The organism is Mammaliicoccus fleurettii (assembly GCF_002018435.1).
Taxonomy (GTDB): domain Bacteria; phylum Bacillota; class Bacilli; order Staphylococcales; family Staphylococcaceae; genus Mammaliicoccus; species Mammaliicoccus fleurettii.
The window spans coordinates 90758-110552 of sequence record NZ_MWJM01000002.1 but is presented as its reverse complement, the minus strand read 5'-3'; the positions used below and the strand labels follow the sequence as shown (position 1 = coordinate 110552).

Here is a 19795-nt window from a genome sequence, read left to right as displayed (position 1 = left end):
TTTCTTAGTTTTCAATGTACCTATTCTAGCACCAATTTAAGAAAATGACTAGAACTCTGTTTCTCTATTTCTTTCGTCGGTATATTGCTCTAATTCATTTAATTGATTTTTAATAGAATCAGCATTTAATGGATTCTCAATTTTAAGATTTTCATGTACCAAATCTAGATTCTTTATTGTCCAAATTTGATCTTTAAGCTTTTCTTTAAAATATTTATCATGTGAAATGATAAGTGTTGATCCTTGAAAAGATTGAATTAATTGTATGATTTTTTCTTGCATTTCAATATCAAAATAGTTAGTTGGCTCATCTAATATGAGTATATGTGGATTTGAAAAATACAATTTAACAAACTGTATTCTACATTTTTCACCCATAGATAAATTGGCAACAACATCATTAATTCTATTTTCATTAAAATAAAAATTCGCTAAAATTGTTCTTGCTTCCGCTTCTTTCATTTCTTGAATAGACATTATTTCTTCTAACACAGTATTTTTCATATTTAAGTTATTAAAATCTTGTGAAAAATAACCTATTTCTAATTCAGGATGTACGATTACTTCTCCCTCATCAGGTGTCAGTTGACCTAGTATCAACTTGATCAAAGTAGATTTACCTGAGCCATTTTGACCTTCAATGATAACATTTTGATTTCGCTTAATATGAAAAGAGACATCATTAAAAATAGGCTTTTCATTATATGAAAATGTCACATTTTCAAATTTAACTAAATAATGAGATTTGAAGGCGTGATGTTGCATTGAAAATGTTTTTCCTTCCTCTTCAGGATCTGATAAATTGGTTTGTTCAAGTTTTTTATTCATTTGATATTCTTTCGATTTAAACTTTTTCGCAAGCTTGCTAAGTTGTTTTTGTTGATAAGGATTTCTTACTGAAGCTTTTTGTGAAGCTTTTTGATACCATTCTTTATATTTTTTAATTGTTTCTTCAATTGCTCGTTGCTCTTTTTCTTGTTTTTCGTATTGTAGCTTAATCGTTTTATATTCTAAATCTTTTTGTTGCTTGTAATTGTCATACTGACCTGAGTATTTTGTTGCACCACTACTACTCAGTTCCAAAATTGCGTCTGGTGTTTCATTTAAAAAAGTCTTATCGTGAGAAACAAATAATATTGCACGTTTTTCTTGTTTAAATGCATTAGTTAACCATACTTTCATTTCTTCATCCATATGGTTAGTTGGTTCATCAATTAATAATAATCGTGCTTTATCTAATTTAACTTTCAAAAACGAAACTTTTGTTTGCTCACCACCACTTAAAGTAGAAATTAATTGATCAAAGTGCCTTTCTGTTAATCCTAACTTTTTTCCTTCAATTATAATGTTTTGCTCAATTTCGTAACCGTCTAATTCAATATATCTATTTATATTATCCAAATCACTTAGATTTTCTCTTAACGATGATAATTGTGGATAAGTTAACATAATATACTCCATGACATTTAAAGTTCCATATTTAGTTAAATCTTGTTCCATCATTGCTGTTTCAATATTTTCTTTATGATGGATTTTATTTAAAAGTGTAGATTTTCCGATACCATTTATGCCGACTATTGCCAAATGTTCATTTTCTTCAATAATAAATGTTAGTGAAGGTATGAGCAGTTTATTGTCAATCTCTAAAGACTTTTTTTCAAATAAAAATAGCATAATGTTGCCTCCTTATTCCATGCATTACACAGTAAGACACACCATTACACTATTTTAAAATATAATGGTAGCATCAAAATGTAGACATATTTATCCAATCATCATTGTGTAACACAATGGTATTTTTACGTTTTAACATGACGTCGTAAAAATTATTGGATATCCATGCCTATTATTGATGCCACCTCTCTTTAAATTTGGGTTTATTATAACTATAACTATGAAAATAGTCAACTTTTGTTGAGCAGTTAAATAGTGCAACAAGATTACGCTTGATATACTTGCCAATATACAATTAAGTAAGGAGAGTCATATAAATGAAATCTAATTTCCCAGTCTCTGCATTGAACCTTGTCCCATTAAGAAAGGGAGAAACAGAGCAAGACGCTATTAAAAACATGGTCACATTAGCACAAAATGTAGAGAAGTTAGGCTATGAAAGATACTGGATTGCTGAGCATCATAATGCACCTAACCTTGTAAGTTCAGCTACAGCTTTACTCATTCAACATACTTTAGAACATACTGATACAATACAAGTTGGTTCAGGTGGAATAATGCTACCAAATCATGCACCACTCGTTGTAGCAGAACAATTTGGCACAATGGCAACGATGTTTCCTGAAAGATTAAATTTAGGATTAGGACGAGCACCTGGTACTGATATGATGACAGCCTCAGCATTGAGACGTGACTCACATAAAGGTGTTTATACTTTTGGAGATGACATTAAACAATTACTACAATATTTTGGTCCAGAAGAAAATCAATCTTATGTTAGATCTTATCCAGGTGTAGATACAAACATACCCATTTATGTACTAGGATCTTCAACTGACTCTGCTCATTTAGCAGCGCGTTTAGGATTACCTTACGTTTTCGCAGCTCACTTTGCGCCAGAGCAAATGTCACAAGCTATAGAAATATATAGAGATTTATTTGAACCATCAGATTATTTAGACAAACCTTATGTAACAATTTGTTTAAATGTTATTATAGGAGAAACAGATGAAGAAGCAACATTCCTTTCATCAACAATGCATTTAATGTTTTTAGGAATTGTTAGAAATTCACGTTTACCTTTACAACCACCAACAGACCAATTAGAAAATATATGGTCACCACAAGAACAATACATGTCACAATCTAAGACAAACACTTCGTTTATTGGTAGTGAAGAAACAGTTAAACAACAATTTTTAGACTTCCAAGAAAAATATAACGTAGATGAAATAATGGCAGTTAGTTATATTTATGATTTAGATAAACAATATAAATCATTTGAATCATTCAAAAATATCGTTGATGATGTATATGGAGAATAATTAAGAGTAGACAAATTAAAAGAGTCCGGGGCCACAAAGCCCTGGACTCTTTTAATTTATTTCAAGTTACTATTTATGAATTCCTGAATACTACTATTAAATAATACACCACTATTATGACTATCTGGAACGCCACCATAATGTAGTCCAATTACTTGATTATGAGCATTAAATATTGGAGATCCTGAGTTACCACCATATGTACTTAAGTCATATGTTAAGTCACTACCTGAAGCAGACAATACATTACCTTTACTTTCCCATAATGTTGCGATTGGTTTATCTCCAGGATAACCTGTTACTGTAATGTCATCGCCTTTTTGAACAGTTGATGTGTTAGCTAATGTGGCTGGTTGTACCGCATCACCTATAGATTGTCCTTCACTATTTTTACCAACTGTTACGACAGCTAAATCTTCTCCACCTGGTGCTGTTTTATAATCAGTTGCTGTAAATGTTCCAGCTGGGTAATTTCCATTTCCATTTGCTGCTGGAGAAAATTTTAATACTGAAGCATCTCCATTTGTAGCATTTACAACGTGCTTATTTGTCAATACAGTATTTTTACCGATTACAACTCCAGAGGCTATCGATGTTCCACCAATTTCAGTAAAAGCAATTGATTGATAATGTGCTGATGTTGTATTAGTTATTTGTTCACGATCATTTTTAGGTAATATGACTCTTGATGAAGGATCATCCGTTTTGGCATTTGCTTCTAAAGGTAATCCTACAAAACTTAATAATAAAACTGCAACTACGGTTAATATGTAAGCTTTAATATTTTTCATATAATCTCCCCTTTTTTGTAGTGTACAACTATCTTAATATGAATATTAAATCAAAGGAGAAAATTACACTACTTAACCAAATTTCATGCCTAACTGTCATTACAATTCTTTTTAAAGTACAGTTAGGCATGAAATTAAAACAGTTAGGAATTTTTTCCATAAAAAAAGTAGAAATTCAAAGGAAACTGAATTTCTACTTTTTTATATCCCTTTCTGGTATTATTCTGCATACTGTACCAGATTTAATTGTTAAATGATTATATATAGAACATATACCCTTCTAATTCATCTTGATTTGTATAGTTTGCTAAATATTCTAAAGTTGTATTGTCTAATACTTCTTTAACAGCATCACGAATACGAATCCACAATTGTTGTTGTGCTGGTGGTTCATCTTCTATACCTTCAACTGGTGTAATTGGTCCTTCTAACAATCTAATCACATCACCAGCTGTTATATCTGATGGTGCTTTTTGTAATTGATAGCCCCCTTTGGCACCTCTTACACTTTTAATAAGACCAGCATTACGTAATGGTCCTACTAATTGTTCTAAATATAAATCACTTAAATCATTTTCTTCTGCGATAGACTTTAACGATGTACATCCTTGACCGTAACGCTTAGTCAACGATATCATAAGTGTTAAGCCATATCGGCCTTTAGTTGATATTTTCATGTACTACACCTCTTATTTTCTTTAAAAAATATTGTTAACTTATTTTATCATTTTTTATACAATTTGAGTAATTAGAAAGGTTGATCACAAATGAAAAACGAACCATTAGCATATAGAATGCGTCCTAAAACGATCGACGATGTTATAAGTCAAGAGCATTTAGTAGGTCCTAAAGCCATTATTAGAAGAATGGTCACTACTAAAAGATTAACTTCTATGATTTTTTATGGACCTCCAGGTATTGGTAAAACAAGTATTGCTCAAGCTATAGCTGGCAGTACTCAATATAAATTCAGACAACTAAACGCCGTTACTAATACGAAAAAAGATATGCAATTAGTAGTTGAAGAAGCGAAAATGTCTGGTCAAGTCATCCTTTTATTAGATGAAATTCACAGACTTGATAAGGCGAAACAAGATTTTCTCTTACCTCATTTAGAGTCTGGCAAAATCGTTCTTATTGGGGCAACAACATCAAATCCCTATCACGCCATAAATCCAGCAATAAGAAGTAGAACGCAAATCTTTGAACTTTTCCCATTAGAAGAATCTGATATTGTGATTGCTTTAAATAGAGCTTTGGAAGATGCAGAAAACGGTTTGGCAACATATGCACCCGAAGTAGATGATGATGCTATTCAGTATTTTGCAAAAGCTAGTTATGGGGATGTTAGAAGTGCTTTAAATGCATTAGAACTAGCTGTATTAAGTGCTGAAATACTCGATGAAAAGCGTCATGTTACAATTGAAGATGCTCAAGTGTGCATTCAAAAAAATGCTTTTCAACATGATAAGGATGGCGACCAACATTATGACGTTATGAGTGCATTCCAAAAATCAATAAGAGGTAGCGATGTTGATGCTGCTTTACATTATTTAGCTAGACTAATTGAAGCAGGTGATTTACCTACCATTGCAAGACGTTTACTTGTTATTAGTTATGAAGATATTGGCTTAGCTTCACCAGGTGCAGCTGCAAGAACGTTATCTGCTATTGAGGCAAGTGAACGTCTAGGCTTTCCAGAAGCACGTATACCACTTAGTCAAGCTGTAATCGAATTATGTTTATCTCCTAAATCGAACTCAGCGATTGTATCTATAGACGAAGCTTTATCTGATATTAGAAATGGCAAAGCTGGTTTAGTTCCTAAACATTTAAAAGATGGACATTATCAAGGCGCTAAAGAATTAGGAAATGCCATTGGATATAAATATCCACATAACTATGAAAATAGTTATGTGGAACAACAATATTTACCTGACACCCTAAAAAACAAGCAATATTATCATCCTAAACTAACATCCAAATCTGAACAAAAATTTGCTGAAATATATAAAAACTTAAAAAAATGAGGCTGGATATGTCCAGTCTCATTTTTATTTCAAAGTCTTTATTATTTATCTTTGACTCTTTTTACTGGTATATCTTTTAATATATTATTAACGACATAACTCGCACAAATTAAACCTACAACACTAGGCACAAACGCATTTGATGATGGAGGCATTTGAGCTTTTCTCACTTTTGCATTTTTATCTCCAACAACTTCTTTAACATCTTCACGAATCATAATTGGACTTTCATCACTAAAGACTACATTAATTCCTTTATGAATTCCCATCTTTCTTAATTTAAGACGTATAATTTTCGCCATTGGATCAGTATGTGTTTTAGAGATATCTGCGATTTCAAATTTAGTTGGATCTGTCTTATTAGCAGCACCCATACTTGAAATAACGTCTATACCTCTTTCTAAACATTCTTTCATTAAGTGAACTTTATACATAATAGTATCACTTGCATCTACAAAATAATCAATATCATACTCATTGAATAACGCTTCATATGTTTCTTCTGTATAAAACATGTGGAGTGACGTTACTTTACAGTCAGGATTGATTAATTTGATACGCTCTTCCATTAAATCAACTTTAGATTGGCCAATTGTAGTTGTTAAAGCATGTAATTGTCTATTTACATTTGTTATGTCTACATCGTCTTTGTCTATTAATATTATATGTCCGATATTTGTTCTAGCTAATGCTTCGGCTGCAAATGATCCTACGCCGCCAACACCAAGTACAACAACTGTTTTACTTTTCAGTAGGTCTAAACCTTCTTTTCCTACAGCTAATTCATTTCTTGAAAATTGATGTTTCATAGTTTAATTAACTCCTTTACACAAAAATACGCAAGACATAAAGTCTTGCGTACCGATAGAATCCAATTGTGCCGTAATATTAAGTGCTCGATCATTTTGGCCTGCTATATACAGGTGGGTGCCCTGTTTCTTATTTTGCATGTCCTCCTTACGAGGCGTATGCGCTATTAAGAAAACCAATTAAGCTCCCTTGATCAAAAGTGTTAGGTCAAAATATAAAAAGCTTATTACGAACACTTCAGATGACTACCTTATAAATTTATTTTATCATAATTCTTCTAAATAACAAGTATTTAAACTTTTAATTATTTTTCATCTAAATCAAGTTGCAAATGTAATTCATGTAACTGACTATCAGATACTTTACTTGGTGCATCTGTTAATAAACATGAAGCACTTGCAGTCTTAGGAAATGCAATTGTATCTCTTAAGTTTGTTCTGCCTGATAAAAGCATTACTAGTCTATCAAGACCCAATGCGATACCACCGTGTGGAGGCGCACCATATTTAAATGCTTCAATTAAGAATCCAAATTGTTCTTGAGCTTGTTCTTCAGTAAATCCAAGCGCTTTAAACATTTTTTCTTGAAGTTCAGATTTATGAATTCTAATAGAACCTCCACCTAATTCAAAACCATTAAGAACAATGTCATAAGCATTAGCTTCAACATTAGTTGGGTCTGTTTCCAACATTTCTTCATGCTCTTTTTTAGGAGCTGTAAACGGATGATGAGCAGCTACATAACGATTTGAATCTTCGTCATATTCAAATAATGGCCAATCTGTTACCCATAAGAAATTATATTTGTTAGGATCGATTAATCCACGTTCTTTACCAAGTTTGTTTCTTAATTGTGCTAAACTTGCTGCAACAACATCTTTCTTATCTGCTACAAATAATACTAAATCTCCAGCATTTGCTTGTGTATTACTTAATAATTCAGCAGCATGTTCTTCGCTAAAGAATTTACTAATAGGTCCATTTAATCCTTCGTCTGTTACTTTCACCCATGCTAATCCTTTTGCTCCGTAAATATTTGCGAAAGCTTGTAATTGATCAATATCTTTTCTTGAATAATCATTTGCTGCACCTTCTACAACAATTGCTTTAACTTCTCCACCATTTTCAACAGTAGATTTAAATACTTTAAAGTCCATTTTGGCTGCAAGTTCAGATAAATTTATTAATTCCATACCAAATCTTGTGTCTGGTTTATCAATTCCGTATCTATCCATCGCTTCAGCATAAGTCATACGTGGGAATGGAGTAGTAATATCAATACCTTTGACATCTTTCATAATACGTTTCATTAAACCTTCATTCATTTTGATAACATCTTCTTGATCTACGAAACTCATTTCAATATCAATTTGAGTAAATTCAGGTTGTCTATCTGCTCTTAAATCTTCATCTCTAAAACATTTAACAATTTGATAGTATTTATCAAATCCACCAATCATTAATAACTGTTTAAATATTTGAGGTGATTGAGGTAAAGCATAAAATTCACCATCGTGAACTCTTGAAGGTACAAGATAGTCTCTAGCCCCTTCAGGTGTTGATTTTGTTAATACAGGTGTTTCAACTTCATAAAATTCACCTTCATCTAAATAATTTCTGACTGAACGTGTAATTTGATGTCTCATTTTGAACGTTTGAGCTAAACTTTCTCTTCTTAAATCTATATAACGATATTTCAAACGTACGTTTTCATCAATATCATTCATATCTGTAATAGAAAATGGTGGTGTTTCTGACTCATTTAAAATAATGATATCAGATACTTGTACTTCTACTTTACCCGTTTTGATTTTGTCATTAACTGACTTTTCATCTCTTTTAGTTACTAGTCCTTTTACTTGAATAACGTATTCAGAACGAACCTTTTCAGCAACATTCAACGCTTCTTGAGAGAAATCAGGATTAAAGACAATTTGTACGACACCTTCACGGTCACGTAAATCAATAAAAATTAATCCACCTAAGTCACGTCTTTTTTGAACCCATCCATTTAAAGTAACTGTTTGTCCAATATATTCTTCCGTAATTTTTCCAGAGTATGTTGTTCTCTTATCCATTATGATTCCACCTTTAAATAATTCTCTAATTCTGATAATGACACAAGTGTCTTCTCACCTGTCTCCATATTTTTCACTTCAATTTCTTCTTTTTCTAATTCATTGTCACCAATAACTATTGTATTTCTAGCATTCAATCTATCTGCTTGTTTCATTTGGCCTTTTAACTTTCTGCCAAGATAATCTTTATCACAACTTATACCAGCAATTCTTAGTTTGTTGATTAGTTGAACTGAGAATTGATCAGCTTTTTCACCCATAGTCGCAATGAATAAATCAATCGTATCTTCTTGTTCTATTTCAATTCCTTCTGCTTCAAGTGCAAGCAATAATCTTTCAATACTCAATGCAAATCCTATACCTGTCTCTTTTGGACCGTCTAGTAATTCTAATAAGCCATTATATCTGCCACCACCACATAACGTAGTAATTGCCCCAAATCCTTCAGCATTACTCATTACTTCAAAAGCAGTGTGTGTATAATAATCTAATCCTCTAACAAGATTCGTGTCAATTTCATAGTCAATACCTATTTCATCTAATAAGTATTTAACATCATCAAAGTATTGTTTAGAATAATCATTTAAGTATTCTGTAATTTTCGGTGCATTTTTAACCGCTTCTTTATCTCTATCAACCTTACAATCAAGGATACGCATTGGATTAGTGTATAATCTACTTTGACAATCACTACAGAAAGTATCAATCACTGGCTCAAAGTGAGCTTGTAATGCTTTCGTATAATCTGCTCTCGATTCAGCATCACCAATACTATTTATAACGAGTTTCAAATCTTTTAATCCAAATGATTTATAAATGTGAACAAGCATAGATATGATTTCAACATCTATTGACGGATTTTCTGAACCAATTGCTTCTACACCAAATTGAACAAATTGGCGATAACGTCCTTTTTGTTTTCTTTCGTATCGGAACATTGGACCATTATAATATAATTTTACTGGTTGATTAGGTTCGCCTTGCATTTTATTTTCAATGTAACTTCTAACGACACCTGCAGTGCCTTCAGGTCTTAATGTAATACTTCTATCACCTTTATCTTTAAAAGTGTACATTTCTTTTTGTACTACATCAGTTGAATCACCTACACCTCTACTAAATAACTCAGTACTCTCAAAGATAGGCGTTCTAATTTCTTTATAATTATATAATCTCATTAATTCGTGCAATTTATTTTCAATGTATTGCCATTTATAAGTATCTTTTGGTAATAAATCTTGTGTTCCACGTGGTATATTTATCATAAAAATTCCTCCTTTAAAATATAAAAAGTCCCTTGTATGTATTTACATACAAGGGACGAATTCTCCGTGTTGCCACCCTAATTAGTATTCAATTAGTTTGAATACTCACTTAACAACATGTTAACGGGTGTTAACCGATCTTACTTTCATAAGATTCCCTCTTCTTGTGTTCAAAAGTACACTCGGTATCCTTATAACTCTCAGCAACTGTTATAATCTCTGTCCTCTACCTGAATTGTATACTATTCAAGAATATACGGTATATAAGATATTTAATAATTTATATTAATATTAAACCCATAAGTAGAATCAGTCAATATCTAATTTGAAAAGTAAACTTTCAATCCATCTACTATTCCAGATTCAACTATATGTCGATATTTTCGATCTACTATTAAATCTTCATCAGTTGGATTACTAATATATCCTAATTCTAATAATACACCAGGCATTTTAGTTTGACGAATAACTTGGAAGTTTTCGTTTCTAACGCCTCTATCTGAAAGAATTGATTTTTGATTAATGGATGTGTGTAACGTTTTTGCAAAATCTTGTTGACTATCATGATGATAATAAACAGTTAAGCCATGAGGTCCAGATGAATCAAGAGCATCATTGTGAATGCTTATAAATACATCCCCATCTTCTTGTCTGTCTTTTAATTTAATGTACTCATCTTTATCTCTTGTCATTTTAACTTTTGCGCCTTCATCTTCTAGCATCTTTTTAAGTTCTTTAGCTGTTTTTAAAGTAATTTCTTTTTCAGTTACATTTTTATTTTTAGAACTCGACGCACCTTGATCACTACCGCCATGACCAGGATCTAACACAATAACTTTATCTTTTAACGGTTTTAAAACTGGATTTACATCTTCTTTTATATCTAAATTAGTATGCCATCCAGCTATCCAGCCTTTTTCATTATTATCATTTTTAACTTCAAACCATTTATCTTGTCTATCCGTAATTTCAAAATCATCACCTTTTTTGACATCAAAAATGATTGGATAATATGCTGCTGGTCCAGTCCTTAGCTCATTATCTTCTTTCATGGTTAATGTCTTAGGTTCACCTTCATTAGGTATTATTAAATTTATAATAATAATCAATAATACTAATAGTAAAACAGCTGCACTTATAACTGGTACTGGCTTTATCTTTCTTTTTTTAAACCATAAATTAATTCGGTTCATTGAATGTTACCATCCTTACTCTCAAAAATAATTGTAATAGGTCCATCATTCGTTAAAGCCACTTCCATATGTGCGCCAAATTCACCTGTTTTTACTTTAATATTATATGCTTCTAGTTGCTCATTAAAATATTCGTATATTTTTAAAGCTTCGTCTGGACTTTTCGCATTCGAAAATCCTGGTCGATTCCCTTTCTTAACGGAAGCATAAATCGTAAATTGTGATATAGATAATATTTCACCTTCGACTTGATGAATATCTAAATTCATTTTTCCATCACTATCTTCAAATATTCTAGTTTTTGCAATTTTCTTAGCTAGAACTTCTGCATCTTTATAAGTTGATTCTTCTCCTACACCAACTAATAATAAAAAACCTTTATTTATTGCATTTTGAGTATTATCAGATGTTACTTTTGCTTGGCTGACTTTTTGCAAAACAACTTTCAAAAACATTCACCTCTTAATTCCATACACGACTAACTGTATAAATATCACCTAATTGTTTAATGCGATCAACGATTCTATAGACATCATTGACATTTTTAACCATAACACTAATGTTTATAACAGCATTTTTATCTATATCAGCTTTTCCAGAAACTTTTACTAATTGTACTTTAATTGCATTAACAACTTGTAATACTTCATTGAGTAAACCATTTCTGTCATATCCGGTTATTTCTAAATCTACTTGGTAATTCTTTTGTTCATTGATGTTCTTAACCCATTCGACATTTATTAAGCGTTCTGTTTCGTTTACAATGTTAGGACAATCTTTGCGATGTACTTTAACACCATGACCTTTTGTAATATATCCTATAATTTCATCACCAGGTATTGGATTACAACATTTTGAAAGTTTGATTAGCATATTATCTAAACCTTCAACATAAACACCGGTTTCAGTTCGAATATCTTCTTTAATCGGGATTGATTTACTTACTTCTTGAACTTGGTTAAGTGATTGTTTTTTACGTTCTTGTCTAATTTTCTCTGAAAGTCTATTCACAGCTTGTAATGAAGTAATACCTCCAAAACCTACTGCTGCATATAAGTCAGATTCATTTGAGAAATTGTATTTGTCATTTACGATTTTGATATTTTCTGAAGTAAGTACTTCATCAACATTAAATCCTTGTTCTTTAATTTCTGCTTCTATCATAAATTTACCTTTTTCAATATTGGCAGAGCGATCTTGCTTTTTAAAGAAACTACGAATTTTACTTTTTGCACTTGAAGAACGGACAATCTTTAACCAATCTCGACTTGGTCCATAAGAATGTTTGCTTGTCCTAATCTCTACAATATCCCCAGTTGATAATTTATAATCGATCGGTACTATTTTTCCGTTCACTTTTGCACCGATCATTTTATTGCCTATCTCACTATGTACAGAATATGCAAAATCAATTGGCACTGCACCATATGGTAATTCAACAACATCACTTTCTGGTGTGAATACATAAACTTTATCACTCTGTAAATCATACTTTAATGACTCCATAAATTCTTCTGCATCTGGAGACGTGTTGTCTGTTTCAGCTATTTCTTGTAACCAGCTCATTTTTTGTAAATATTCTTCTGATTTATTGCTTAAATTTTTTCCTTCTTTATAAGCCCAATGCGCTGCAACACCATGCTCAGCTATTTCATGCATTTCATAAGTTCTAATTTGAATTTCTAGAGGGTCACCATTCGGACCAACAACTGTTGTATGGAGTGACTGATACATATTTTGTTTGGGCATAGCAATATAATCTTTAAATCTACCAGGCATAGGTTTCCATAATGTGTGTACAAGTCCTAGCACTGCATAACAATCTTTAATAGATGGCACAATTACTCTAATAGCCAATAAATCAAAAATTTGTTCGAATTGTTTTTTTTGCTTAACCATTTTTCTATAAATGCTGTAAATATGTTTCGGTCTACCACTAATATCGCCAGAAATATTCATAACTTCCATTTCTGAACTAATATCTCTAATAGCATTTGAAATATATGTTTCACGTTCACTTCTTTTCTTTTTCATGAGATTAACAATTCTGAAATATTGAACACTGTCAATATATCTTAATGAGATATCTTCTAATTCCCATTTAATTGTATTAATCCCTAACCTATGTGCAAGTGGTGCATAGATTTCTAACGTTTCTTTAGCAATTCTTTTTTGCTTTTCTTTAGGCATTGCCTTTAAAGTTCTAACATTATGTAGTCTATCAGCTAATTTAACTAAAATTACACGGACATCTTTAGCGATAGCTATAAATAATTTACGATGATTTTCAGCTTGTTGAGTTTCTTTCGATTTATATTTAACTTTTTTTAATTTAGTAACACCATCAACGATTATTGCAACTTCTTCGTTAAACATTTCTACTAAGTCATCATACGTATAAGGTGTATCCTCAATAACATCATGAAGGAATCCAGCAACAATTGTCGGACCATCCAATTTCATCTCTGTTAAAATACCAGCAACTTGTATAGGGTGCATAATGTAAGGCAAATTATTCTTTCTAATTTGTCCTTGATGCGCTTTAAAAGCCAAATCATAACTTTTTTCAACTAGACGATATGCATCTACAGATAAATAGCTTTTAGCTTTATATAATACATCATCAGCACTATAAGGATATTCTTTATTCATAGGGACACCACCTCATCATATTAAATCTCTTTAATATTACTATTATAGCAATTTTTAATAGTAATACGCCACCGTTAATTGTGACTATTTTATTTTATTTTCGTAGCTATCCTTATCAGCAAGTTTGCTAGAATCTGCTTTTAACGCAACGCTTATCAGCACTATACAATAATTATAAATAAAAAACTGCCAACAAAGTTTGAGTTTGTCGACAGTCAGAAACAAAATATTCACATAGTGACTATTTTGTTATTATTTTATTCATCATAAGAAATTAGGGAAACAACATCATAACCTTTAAGTTTATCAATACCATTTAAATATTTTAATTCAATTAAGAAAGCTATTCCTACTACTATACCACCTAATGATTCTACTAGATGTATAGCAGCCTCAATTGTGCCTCCTGTTGCTAATAAATCATCTGTAATTAATACGCGTTGTCCTGGTTTAATAGCATCTTTGTGCATAGTTAATACATTAGATCCATATTCTAAATCATATTCGTAACGAATCACTTCACGAGGTAATTTACCTTCTTTACGTACTGGAGCAAAACCAATACCCATAGCATATGATACTGGACAGCCAATGATAAATCCTCTAGCTTCTGGTCCAACTACTAAATCTACTTCTTTATCATGTGCATATTGAACGATTTGGTCTGTAGCATATTTGTAAGCTTCACCATTATCCATTATTGTAGTGATGTCTTTAAAATTGACGCCTTCTTTCGGCCAATTCTGTACTTCTGAAACATATTGCTTTAAATCCATTATATTTCCTCCTCAGTGTTGCTTAACAACGATTGAACCCAGTTAATTAGAGACTGACTGTCATTGTACAACAATGTCTTTTCTATTTCTATTTGTTGTTTCCTTGCTTGATATAACGGTGCGTTTTGTATTTCATTTTTTTCCGCATCTTTATTTATTTCAATTATACCATTTTTTATTGTAATAAAGTTCAGCTCATAAAAGCAATTTAAAATGAATTTTAATTGATTAGGTTTAATTTTTAATGTTTCACATATCTTCATACCATCAGTTTGAATGTTAGTTTCTTTTTTGCTATATAACGCTTTGTATACCGCTTTAAACTTCTGTTCATTAGGTATGCCCTCAAAATAAGAATTTGATTGTCCTTTAAATACTAAATAATATTTTTCAGCCTTTATTCCATTCAATGTACGCTTAAACGCTTCAATATCATCTGGTAAATCTCTTAAAACACACGTTTCAATTTCATTATCAAAAGTTTCACCATAATGAATATACTGATCATTCACTTTTTCTTCTGATTGATTAATAATAAATAAAGCATTCTCTTGATTGATTTTTAATAAATCATGTTTATTTTTGCTTCTATAATCAAAAACAGTATGGTCATTACTTAATTCTAAATCTTTAAGTATTATTTGAGGTGACTGATGACTGTTCCATTCATTAACATTTAAGCTTCCAGCAACATTAATCAATGTATCATTTGATATATCATGGACCAATTGTCCAAAATTCCAATGTAAAGCTGCTATATTTTTATCAGTTAAAGTTAGTTTAAGATGTTTCTCACCTTGTCCGATTCCTTTTGCAGATTTAACTTGCACATTCTTTATAGAAAACAATGGTGCAGCTATATCTGTTCCAAACGGTCGTAATCTTTCTAAATCAAAAATATTATCTACAGTTATATCTGATGTTTCTATCTCAGCATCAACAATTAATTGTGGCAATAACGGTTTACCATCAGATAGCTTAGCCATTTCTTCATTCAAAGCTTTTTTTAAAGGTTCTACCGCATCAATTTCTAAAGTCATCCCTGCTGCCATATGATGGCCACCGAATTTTTGAATAAGTTCTCCATGTTTTTGAAGAAATTCAAACATTGAAACTTGTTCGATACTTCTTGCAGAACCTTTAGCATGATTCTTATCTATATCCACATTGAGTACGATTGTTGGTAAATGATATTTTTCAACTATTCTTGAAGCGACAATACCTAGTACGCCTTCATTCCAATTTTCTTTTGCAAGAATTAGAAATTGTGCATTTTGTTGTTTTTCTATTTCAGCTAACTCCATCGCTTCTTCAGTAATCGTTTCAACTATAGATTTTCTTTCTGTATTAAATTGATCCACTTCTTCAGCAAGGAAAGTTGCTTCATCATAATCTTCACTCATAAGCAATTCACCAGCTAACCTAGCATCATCAAGTCGGCCAACAGCGTTTAATCTCGGTCCAATAATAAAGCCTACAGTTTGTTCAGTTACTTCGTCATGATAATCAGCAACTTCTAATAAAGCTTTAATTCCAGAAGATGGATTCTCATTTAATACTCTTAATCCTTGTTTTACCATATACCTGTTCTCGTCTGTTAAGCTCACTAAATCGGCAATCGTACCGATTGCGACTAATCCAAGAAATGATTCTGGCAAATTATTTTTAAGCGCTTTTGATAGTTTATATGAAACACCGACACCAGCTAAATACTCAAATGGATAATTAAAATCTGGATGCATCGGATGCACGATTGCATATGCATTAGGCTTTGTTTCGCCAAACTCATGATGATCTGTAACAATAACATCTATGCCTAATTCATTTGCTATATCAATTTCATGATGTCCTTGAACACCATTATCTACAGTAATAATTAAAGTCACGCCTTCATCATGTGCATTTCTAAAAGCTGCTTCACTTGGCCCATATCCTTCTGTAAATCTATTTGGAATATACCATCCAACAGTTGCACCAAGTGATTCTAAAGTCTTCACAAGAATAGTAGTTGAGGTTACACCATCAGCATCATAGTCACCATAGACTAATATTCTTTCGTCATTTTCTATTGCTTTATGTATTCTTGTAGTCGCTTTTTCCATATCACTTAACAGCATAGGATCATGGAATAAAACTTCTTTAGATAATAACTTTTCAATTTCATCTTCAGTTGTATAACCTTTAGAAATTAATGTTTTTTCTAACAGTGGGGAAATATTAAATTTTTTTATTATTTGTTGATCAATACCTTGATTACTATCAGATACAAGCCATTGATAACGCGCTTTAGTCATAACAAATCTCCTCATTTCTACTCAAAACATTATACATGAAATATCTTACTTTCTCTACTAAACAATTTAAGCATAACAAAAGCAAGCATCTACAACCAATGATTACGATTCATAAAATATATTCAATTTTAAGCATAAAAAAACCTGCCCTCTTTTGAGGACAGGTTTCAACAATGATTAAACTAATATTTTTTCGTCGTTTGATTTTTTCTCTTCATAAACAACTAATTTACCATTCTCTGATTTCTTAAGTTGTCGTTTTTTCAATATACCCCATAATGGGACTGCAACGAATACAGATGAGAATACACCTGAAACTAAACCAATTAATAAGGCTAGTGAGAAGTTGAAGATACTTGAAGAACCAAGTATTAATAAAGCTACAACAACTATTACTACTGTTAATACTGTATTAATCGATCTTGTCATTGTTTGTCTAATTGAAGAGTTAACAATCATATCAATTGTTTCTGGTTTTGTAATGACTTTAACTTTACGTAAGTTTTCTCTTACACGGTCAAACGTAACGATCGTATCATTAATCGAATAACCAATAATTGTTAGTACTGCAGCGATGAATGTTATATCAACTTCAAGTCTGAATAAGCTGAATACTGCAACAATCATGAACACATCATGTAGTAAGGCTAATACGGCTGTTGTACCCATTCTCCATTCAAACCTGAATGTTACGTATAAAACAATACCTATAGCCGCGTAAAGCATAGCTTTTAGTGCGTTCATTGCCAACTCTTGGCCGACAACTGGTGATACTGTACTAACGTTCGGATCATGTCCTAATTTATCTCCAAAGTCTGATTTAACCTTTTTGATTTCAGACTTATCTAAAGCATCTTTAAATTGGACTGTTGCCATCTTATTACCTGATCCACTCGTTGTAACTTGTGAAGGTTCTAATCCCATATCTTTAAACTGTTTAGACACTTGTTCAGTTTTGATTGCTTGATCTGATTGTAAATCAACTCGAGTACCACTTGTAAAGTCGATACCTAAATTCAATCTAAATATAGATACAATAATCGCACCAACAATGATCGTGATAACACTAAACGTTAATAATGGTTTAGCTAACTTAACAAAGTTAATTTTATCATATGGTGTTTTTAAGTCGTGAATATCCAATCTTTCACTTATATCATGTCTATCTTTCTTAGAAACGCCAAACCAGTTATATTTTTTCTTAAAGTAGTTTGAGTTTACAAGTAATGACAATAAGATTCTAGTAAAGAATACAGAAGTAACGAAACTCATTAAAATCGCTAATAATAACATAGTTGCGAAACCTTTTACGGAACTTTCACCAAATACAAATAATACTAATGCCGCTAAAATTGTTGTTAAGTTAGCATCAAGTATTGTAATGAATGAAGAACCAGAACCTTTTTTAAAGGCTTGTTGTAATGTCCTTCCTATACGCAACTCATCTTTAATCCGCTCATACATAATAATATTAGCATCGACTGCCATACCTACACCTAAAACTAAAGCTGCAAGTCCAGGGAGTGTTAACACACCTGAAATAAAGTTGAAAGCTAGTAATGTTAAGTACACATAAGCACTTAGCGTTATTACAGCAACAATACCTGGTAATCGATAATAAATGAGCATAAATAAGAATATAATGCCTACACCAATTGAAGAAGCAAGCACTGTTTCATTTAATGCATCTTTACCAAATTGAGCACCAACAGATGTAGAATAAACTTCATCTAGTTTAACAGGTAATGAACCTGAATTTAATAAATCAGCAATTTGTTTAGCTTCTTTAACACCTTTTTCTCCATCGAAGCCACCAGAAATTTCTACATTTTCTGAATTAATTGGCTTACTAACAGATGCTGCTGAAATATACTTAGGCTCTTTACCTTCTTGCTCTTTTTTAGCCTCTTTAGCGTAACTATCTCCTTTTTCATAATCCATCCAAATAACCATTAGATTAGGATTCATTTTAGAGACTTTTTCAGTTACTTCTTTAAATTTCTTAGCATCTTTCAATTTCAATGTAACTGCAACTTCGTTTGTATTATCTTTAAATCCTTGTTTAGCGCCACCTTGAACTAAATCTTTACCAGATAATAAAACTCTGTCTTTAGCATCTCTGATTGTTAAATTTGCTTGTGTAGAAAGTACTTCACGAGCTTCATCTTGGTCTTTAATACCAGCTAATTGAACGCGTATTCGGTTACCTTCTTCAACTTGAATCTTCGGTTCAGAGACACCTAATACGTTAACACGTGACTCTAATGTTTTTGCAGTTGATTTAACAGCTTCAGTATCTATCTTGTCACCCTTATCTAAAGGATTAACTTGATATAATACTTCAAATCCACCTTGTAAGTCTAAGCCTAAATTTACATTCTTTGTTATATCTTTTGTAGTTGATCCTATTAAACTAAAAACCAACACTGCAAGAAGTAAAAAGGCTACAATTCTACTCCGCTTTTTCACGATAACACCTCTTACGTAATTTGATTCACTATATATGTTATAGCATACATTAGCAGTGATTGAATAGCCATATCATTCATATATCAAAAAAAGACATGGATAACCATGTCTTTTAACATTAAATATGATAAATAATAATAAACCAATTTTCTTAAAAAGTAAACAATTTTATGAAGGGTCTACTTGTTTAATAGCTGGTTTTTCAAATGTGATTTCTTGACCTTTATCATTAACAGAAACAACAACGATTGATTCGTCAACTGCTCTAACTGTTCCTTTAATTCCACCGATTGAAGTTACTTTTTGACCTACTTCTAAACGGTTTAATAATTCACGATGCTCTTTTGCTCGTTTTTGTTGTGGTCTAATCATTAAGAACCAAACAAGTGCAAAAATTAAAATAATAGGTAATAGTTGTACTAATACTTCCATATTCAAG

At 31.6% G+C, this 19795-nt stretch carries 15 protein-coding genes and 1 other RNA gene; 2 read left to right on the top strand and 14 right to left on the bottom strand.

Features of this window, described 5'->3' with window-relative positions; all coding sequences use genetic code 11:
* Positions 1 to 48: 48 nt before the first annotated feature.
* The gene (gene sal(C) / locus B2G86_RS02010) at positions 49 to 1674 is read right to left on the bottom strand and encodes an ABC-F type ribosomal protection protein Sal(C) (protein ID WP_078356470.1); all 1626 of its coding nucleotides are present in this window, start codon (positions 1672 to 1674) and stop codon (positions 49 to 51) included.
* Between the two features lie 317 nt (positions 1675 to 1991).
* Here sal(C) and B2G86_RS02005 point away from each other — a divergent pair, with 317 nt between their 5' ends.
* Positions 1992 to 2999: an LLM class flavin-dependent oxidoreductase gene (locus tag B2G86_RS02005; protein ID WP_078356469.1), complete on the top strand. Its 1008-nt coding sequence runs from the start codon at positions 1992 to 1994 to the stop codon at positions 2997 to 2999.
* Between the two features lie 56 nt (positions 3000 to 3055).
* Here the strand turns inward: B2G86_RS02005 and B2G86_RS02000 are convergent, their stop codons facing one another.
* Both B2G86_RS02000 and cymR read right to left on the bottom strand, forming a co-directional pair.
* Positions 3056 to 3790 (bottom strand): trypsin-like serine peptidase, encoded by a 735-nt coding sequence (locus B2G86_RS02000; protein WP_078356468.1) that lies wholly within the window; start codon positions 3788 to 3790, stop codon positions 3056 to 3058.
* A 257-nt stretch (positions 3791 to 4047) separates the two neighbouring features.
* A complete protein-coding gene (gene cymR / locus B2G86_RS01995) occupies positions 4048 to 4467 on the bottom strand; it encodes a cysteine metabolism transcriptional regulator CymR (RefSeq protein ID WP_078356467.1) in 420 nt (139 codons plus the stop codon).
* A 90-nt stretch (positions 4468 to 4557) separates the two neighbouring features.
* Between cymR and B2G86_RS01990 the strand changes: the two genes are divergently transcribed.
* Entirely contained in the window at positions 4558 to 5820 is a 1263-nt protein-coding gene (locus tag B2G86_RS01990) for a replication-associated recombination protein A (protein ID WP_078356466.1), read from the top strand.
* Positions 5821 to 5861: 41 nt separating this feature from the next.
* On the opposite strand, the gene B2G86_RS01985 is transcribed toward B2G86_RS01990, so the two are convergent.
* The 11 genes from B2G86_RS01985 to yajC all read right to left on the bottom strand — a co-directional run bounded on the left by B2G86_RS01985 (position 5862) and on the right by yajC (position 19788).
* On the bottom strand, positions 5862 to 6629 hold the full coding sequence (locus B2G86_RS01985) for a tRNA threonylcarbamoyladenosine dehydratase (protein WP_078356465.1): 768 nt from the start codon (positions 6627 to 6629) through the stop codon (positions 5862 to 5864).
* Positions 6630 to 6684: 55 nt separating this feature from the next.
* Positions 6685 to 6877, bottom strand: a non-coding RNA gene (gene ssrS / locus B2G86_RS01980) — 6S RNA.
* Positions 6878 to 6934: 57 nt separating this feature from the next.
* Positions 6935 to 8707 carry an aspartate--tRNA ligase gene (aspS, locus tag B2G86_RS01975; protein WP_078356464.1) on the bottom strand — a complete coding sequence of 591 codons (1773 nt, stop codon included), beginning with the start codon at positions 8705 to 8707 and terminating at the stop codon, positions 6935 to 6937.
* Positions 8707 to 9972 carry a histidine--tRNA ligase gene (gene hisS / locus B2G86_RS01970; protein ID WP_078356463.1) on the bottom strand — a complete coding sequence of 422 codons (1266 nt, stop codon included), beginning with the start codon at positions 9970 to 9972 and terminating at the stop codon, positions 8707 to 8709. Before hisS ends, aspS begins: the two co-directional genes overlap by 1 nt.
* Before the next feature lie 320 nt (positions 9973 to 10292).
* Complete coding sequence (locus B2G86_RS01965) at positions 10293 to 11165, bottom strand: N-acetylmuramoyl-L-alanine amidase family protein (protein ID WP_078356462.1); 873 nt, start codon at positions 11163 to 11165, stop codon at positions 10293 to 10295.
* The gene (dtd, locus tag B2G86_RS01960; protein WP_078356461.1) at positions 11162 to 11614 is read right to left on the bottom strand and encodes a D-aminoacyl-tRNA deacylase; all 453 of its coding nucleotides are present in this window, start codon (positions 11612 to 11614) and stop codon (positions 11162 to 11164) included. Before dtd ends, B2G86_RS01965 begins: the two co-directional genes overlap by 4 nt.
* A 13-nt stretch (positions 11615 to 11627) precedes the next feature.
* Positions 11628 to 13817, bottom strand: a complete 2190-nt coding sequence (locus tag B2G86_RS01955; protein WP_078356460.1) for a RelA/SpoT family protein — start codon at positions 13815 to 13817, stop codon at positions 11628 to 11630.
* Positions 13818 to 14074: 257 nt separating this feature from the next.
* Complete coding sequence (locus B2G86_RS01950) at positions 14075 to 14593, bottom strand: adenine phosphoribosyltransferase (RefSeq protein ID WP_078356459.1); 519 nt, start codon at positions 14591 to 14593, stop codon at positions 14075 to 14077.
* On the bottom strand, positions 14593 to 16887 hold the full coding sequence (gene recJ, locus B2G86_RS01945; protein WP_078356458.1) for a single-stranded-DNA-specific exonuclease RecJ: 2295 nt from the start codon (positions 16885 to 16887) through the stop codon (positions 14593 to 14595). The genes B2G86_RS01950 and recJ overlap by 1 nt, the downstream gene beginning before the upstream one ends.
* Before the next feature lie 177 nt (positions 16888 to 17064).
* Positions 17065 to 19356: a protein translocase subunit SecDF gene (gene secDF, locus B2G86_RS01940; protein WP_078356457.1), complete on the bottom strand. Its 2292-nt coding sequence runs from the start codon at positions 19354 to 19356 to the stop codon at positions 17065 to 17067.
* A 168-nt stretch (positions 19357 to 19524) separates the two neighbouring features.
* Entirely contained in the window at positions 19525 to 19788 is a 264-nt protein-coding gene (yajC, locus tag B2G86_RS01935) for a preprotein translocase subunit YajC (protein ID WP_016911527.1), read from the bottom strand.
* Between the last annotated feature and the right edge of the window lie 7 nt (positions 19789 to 19795).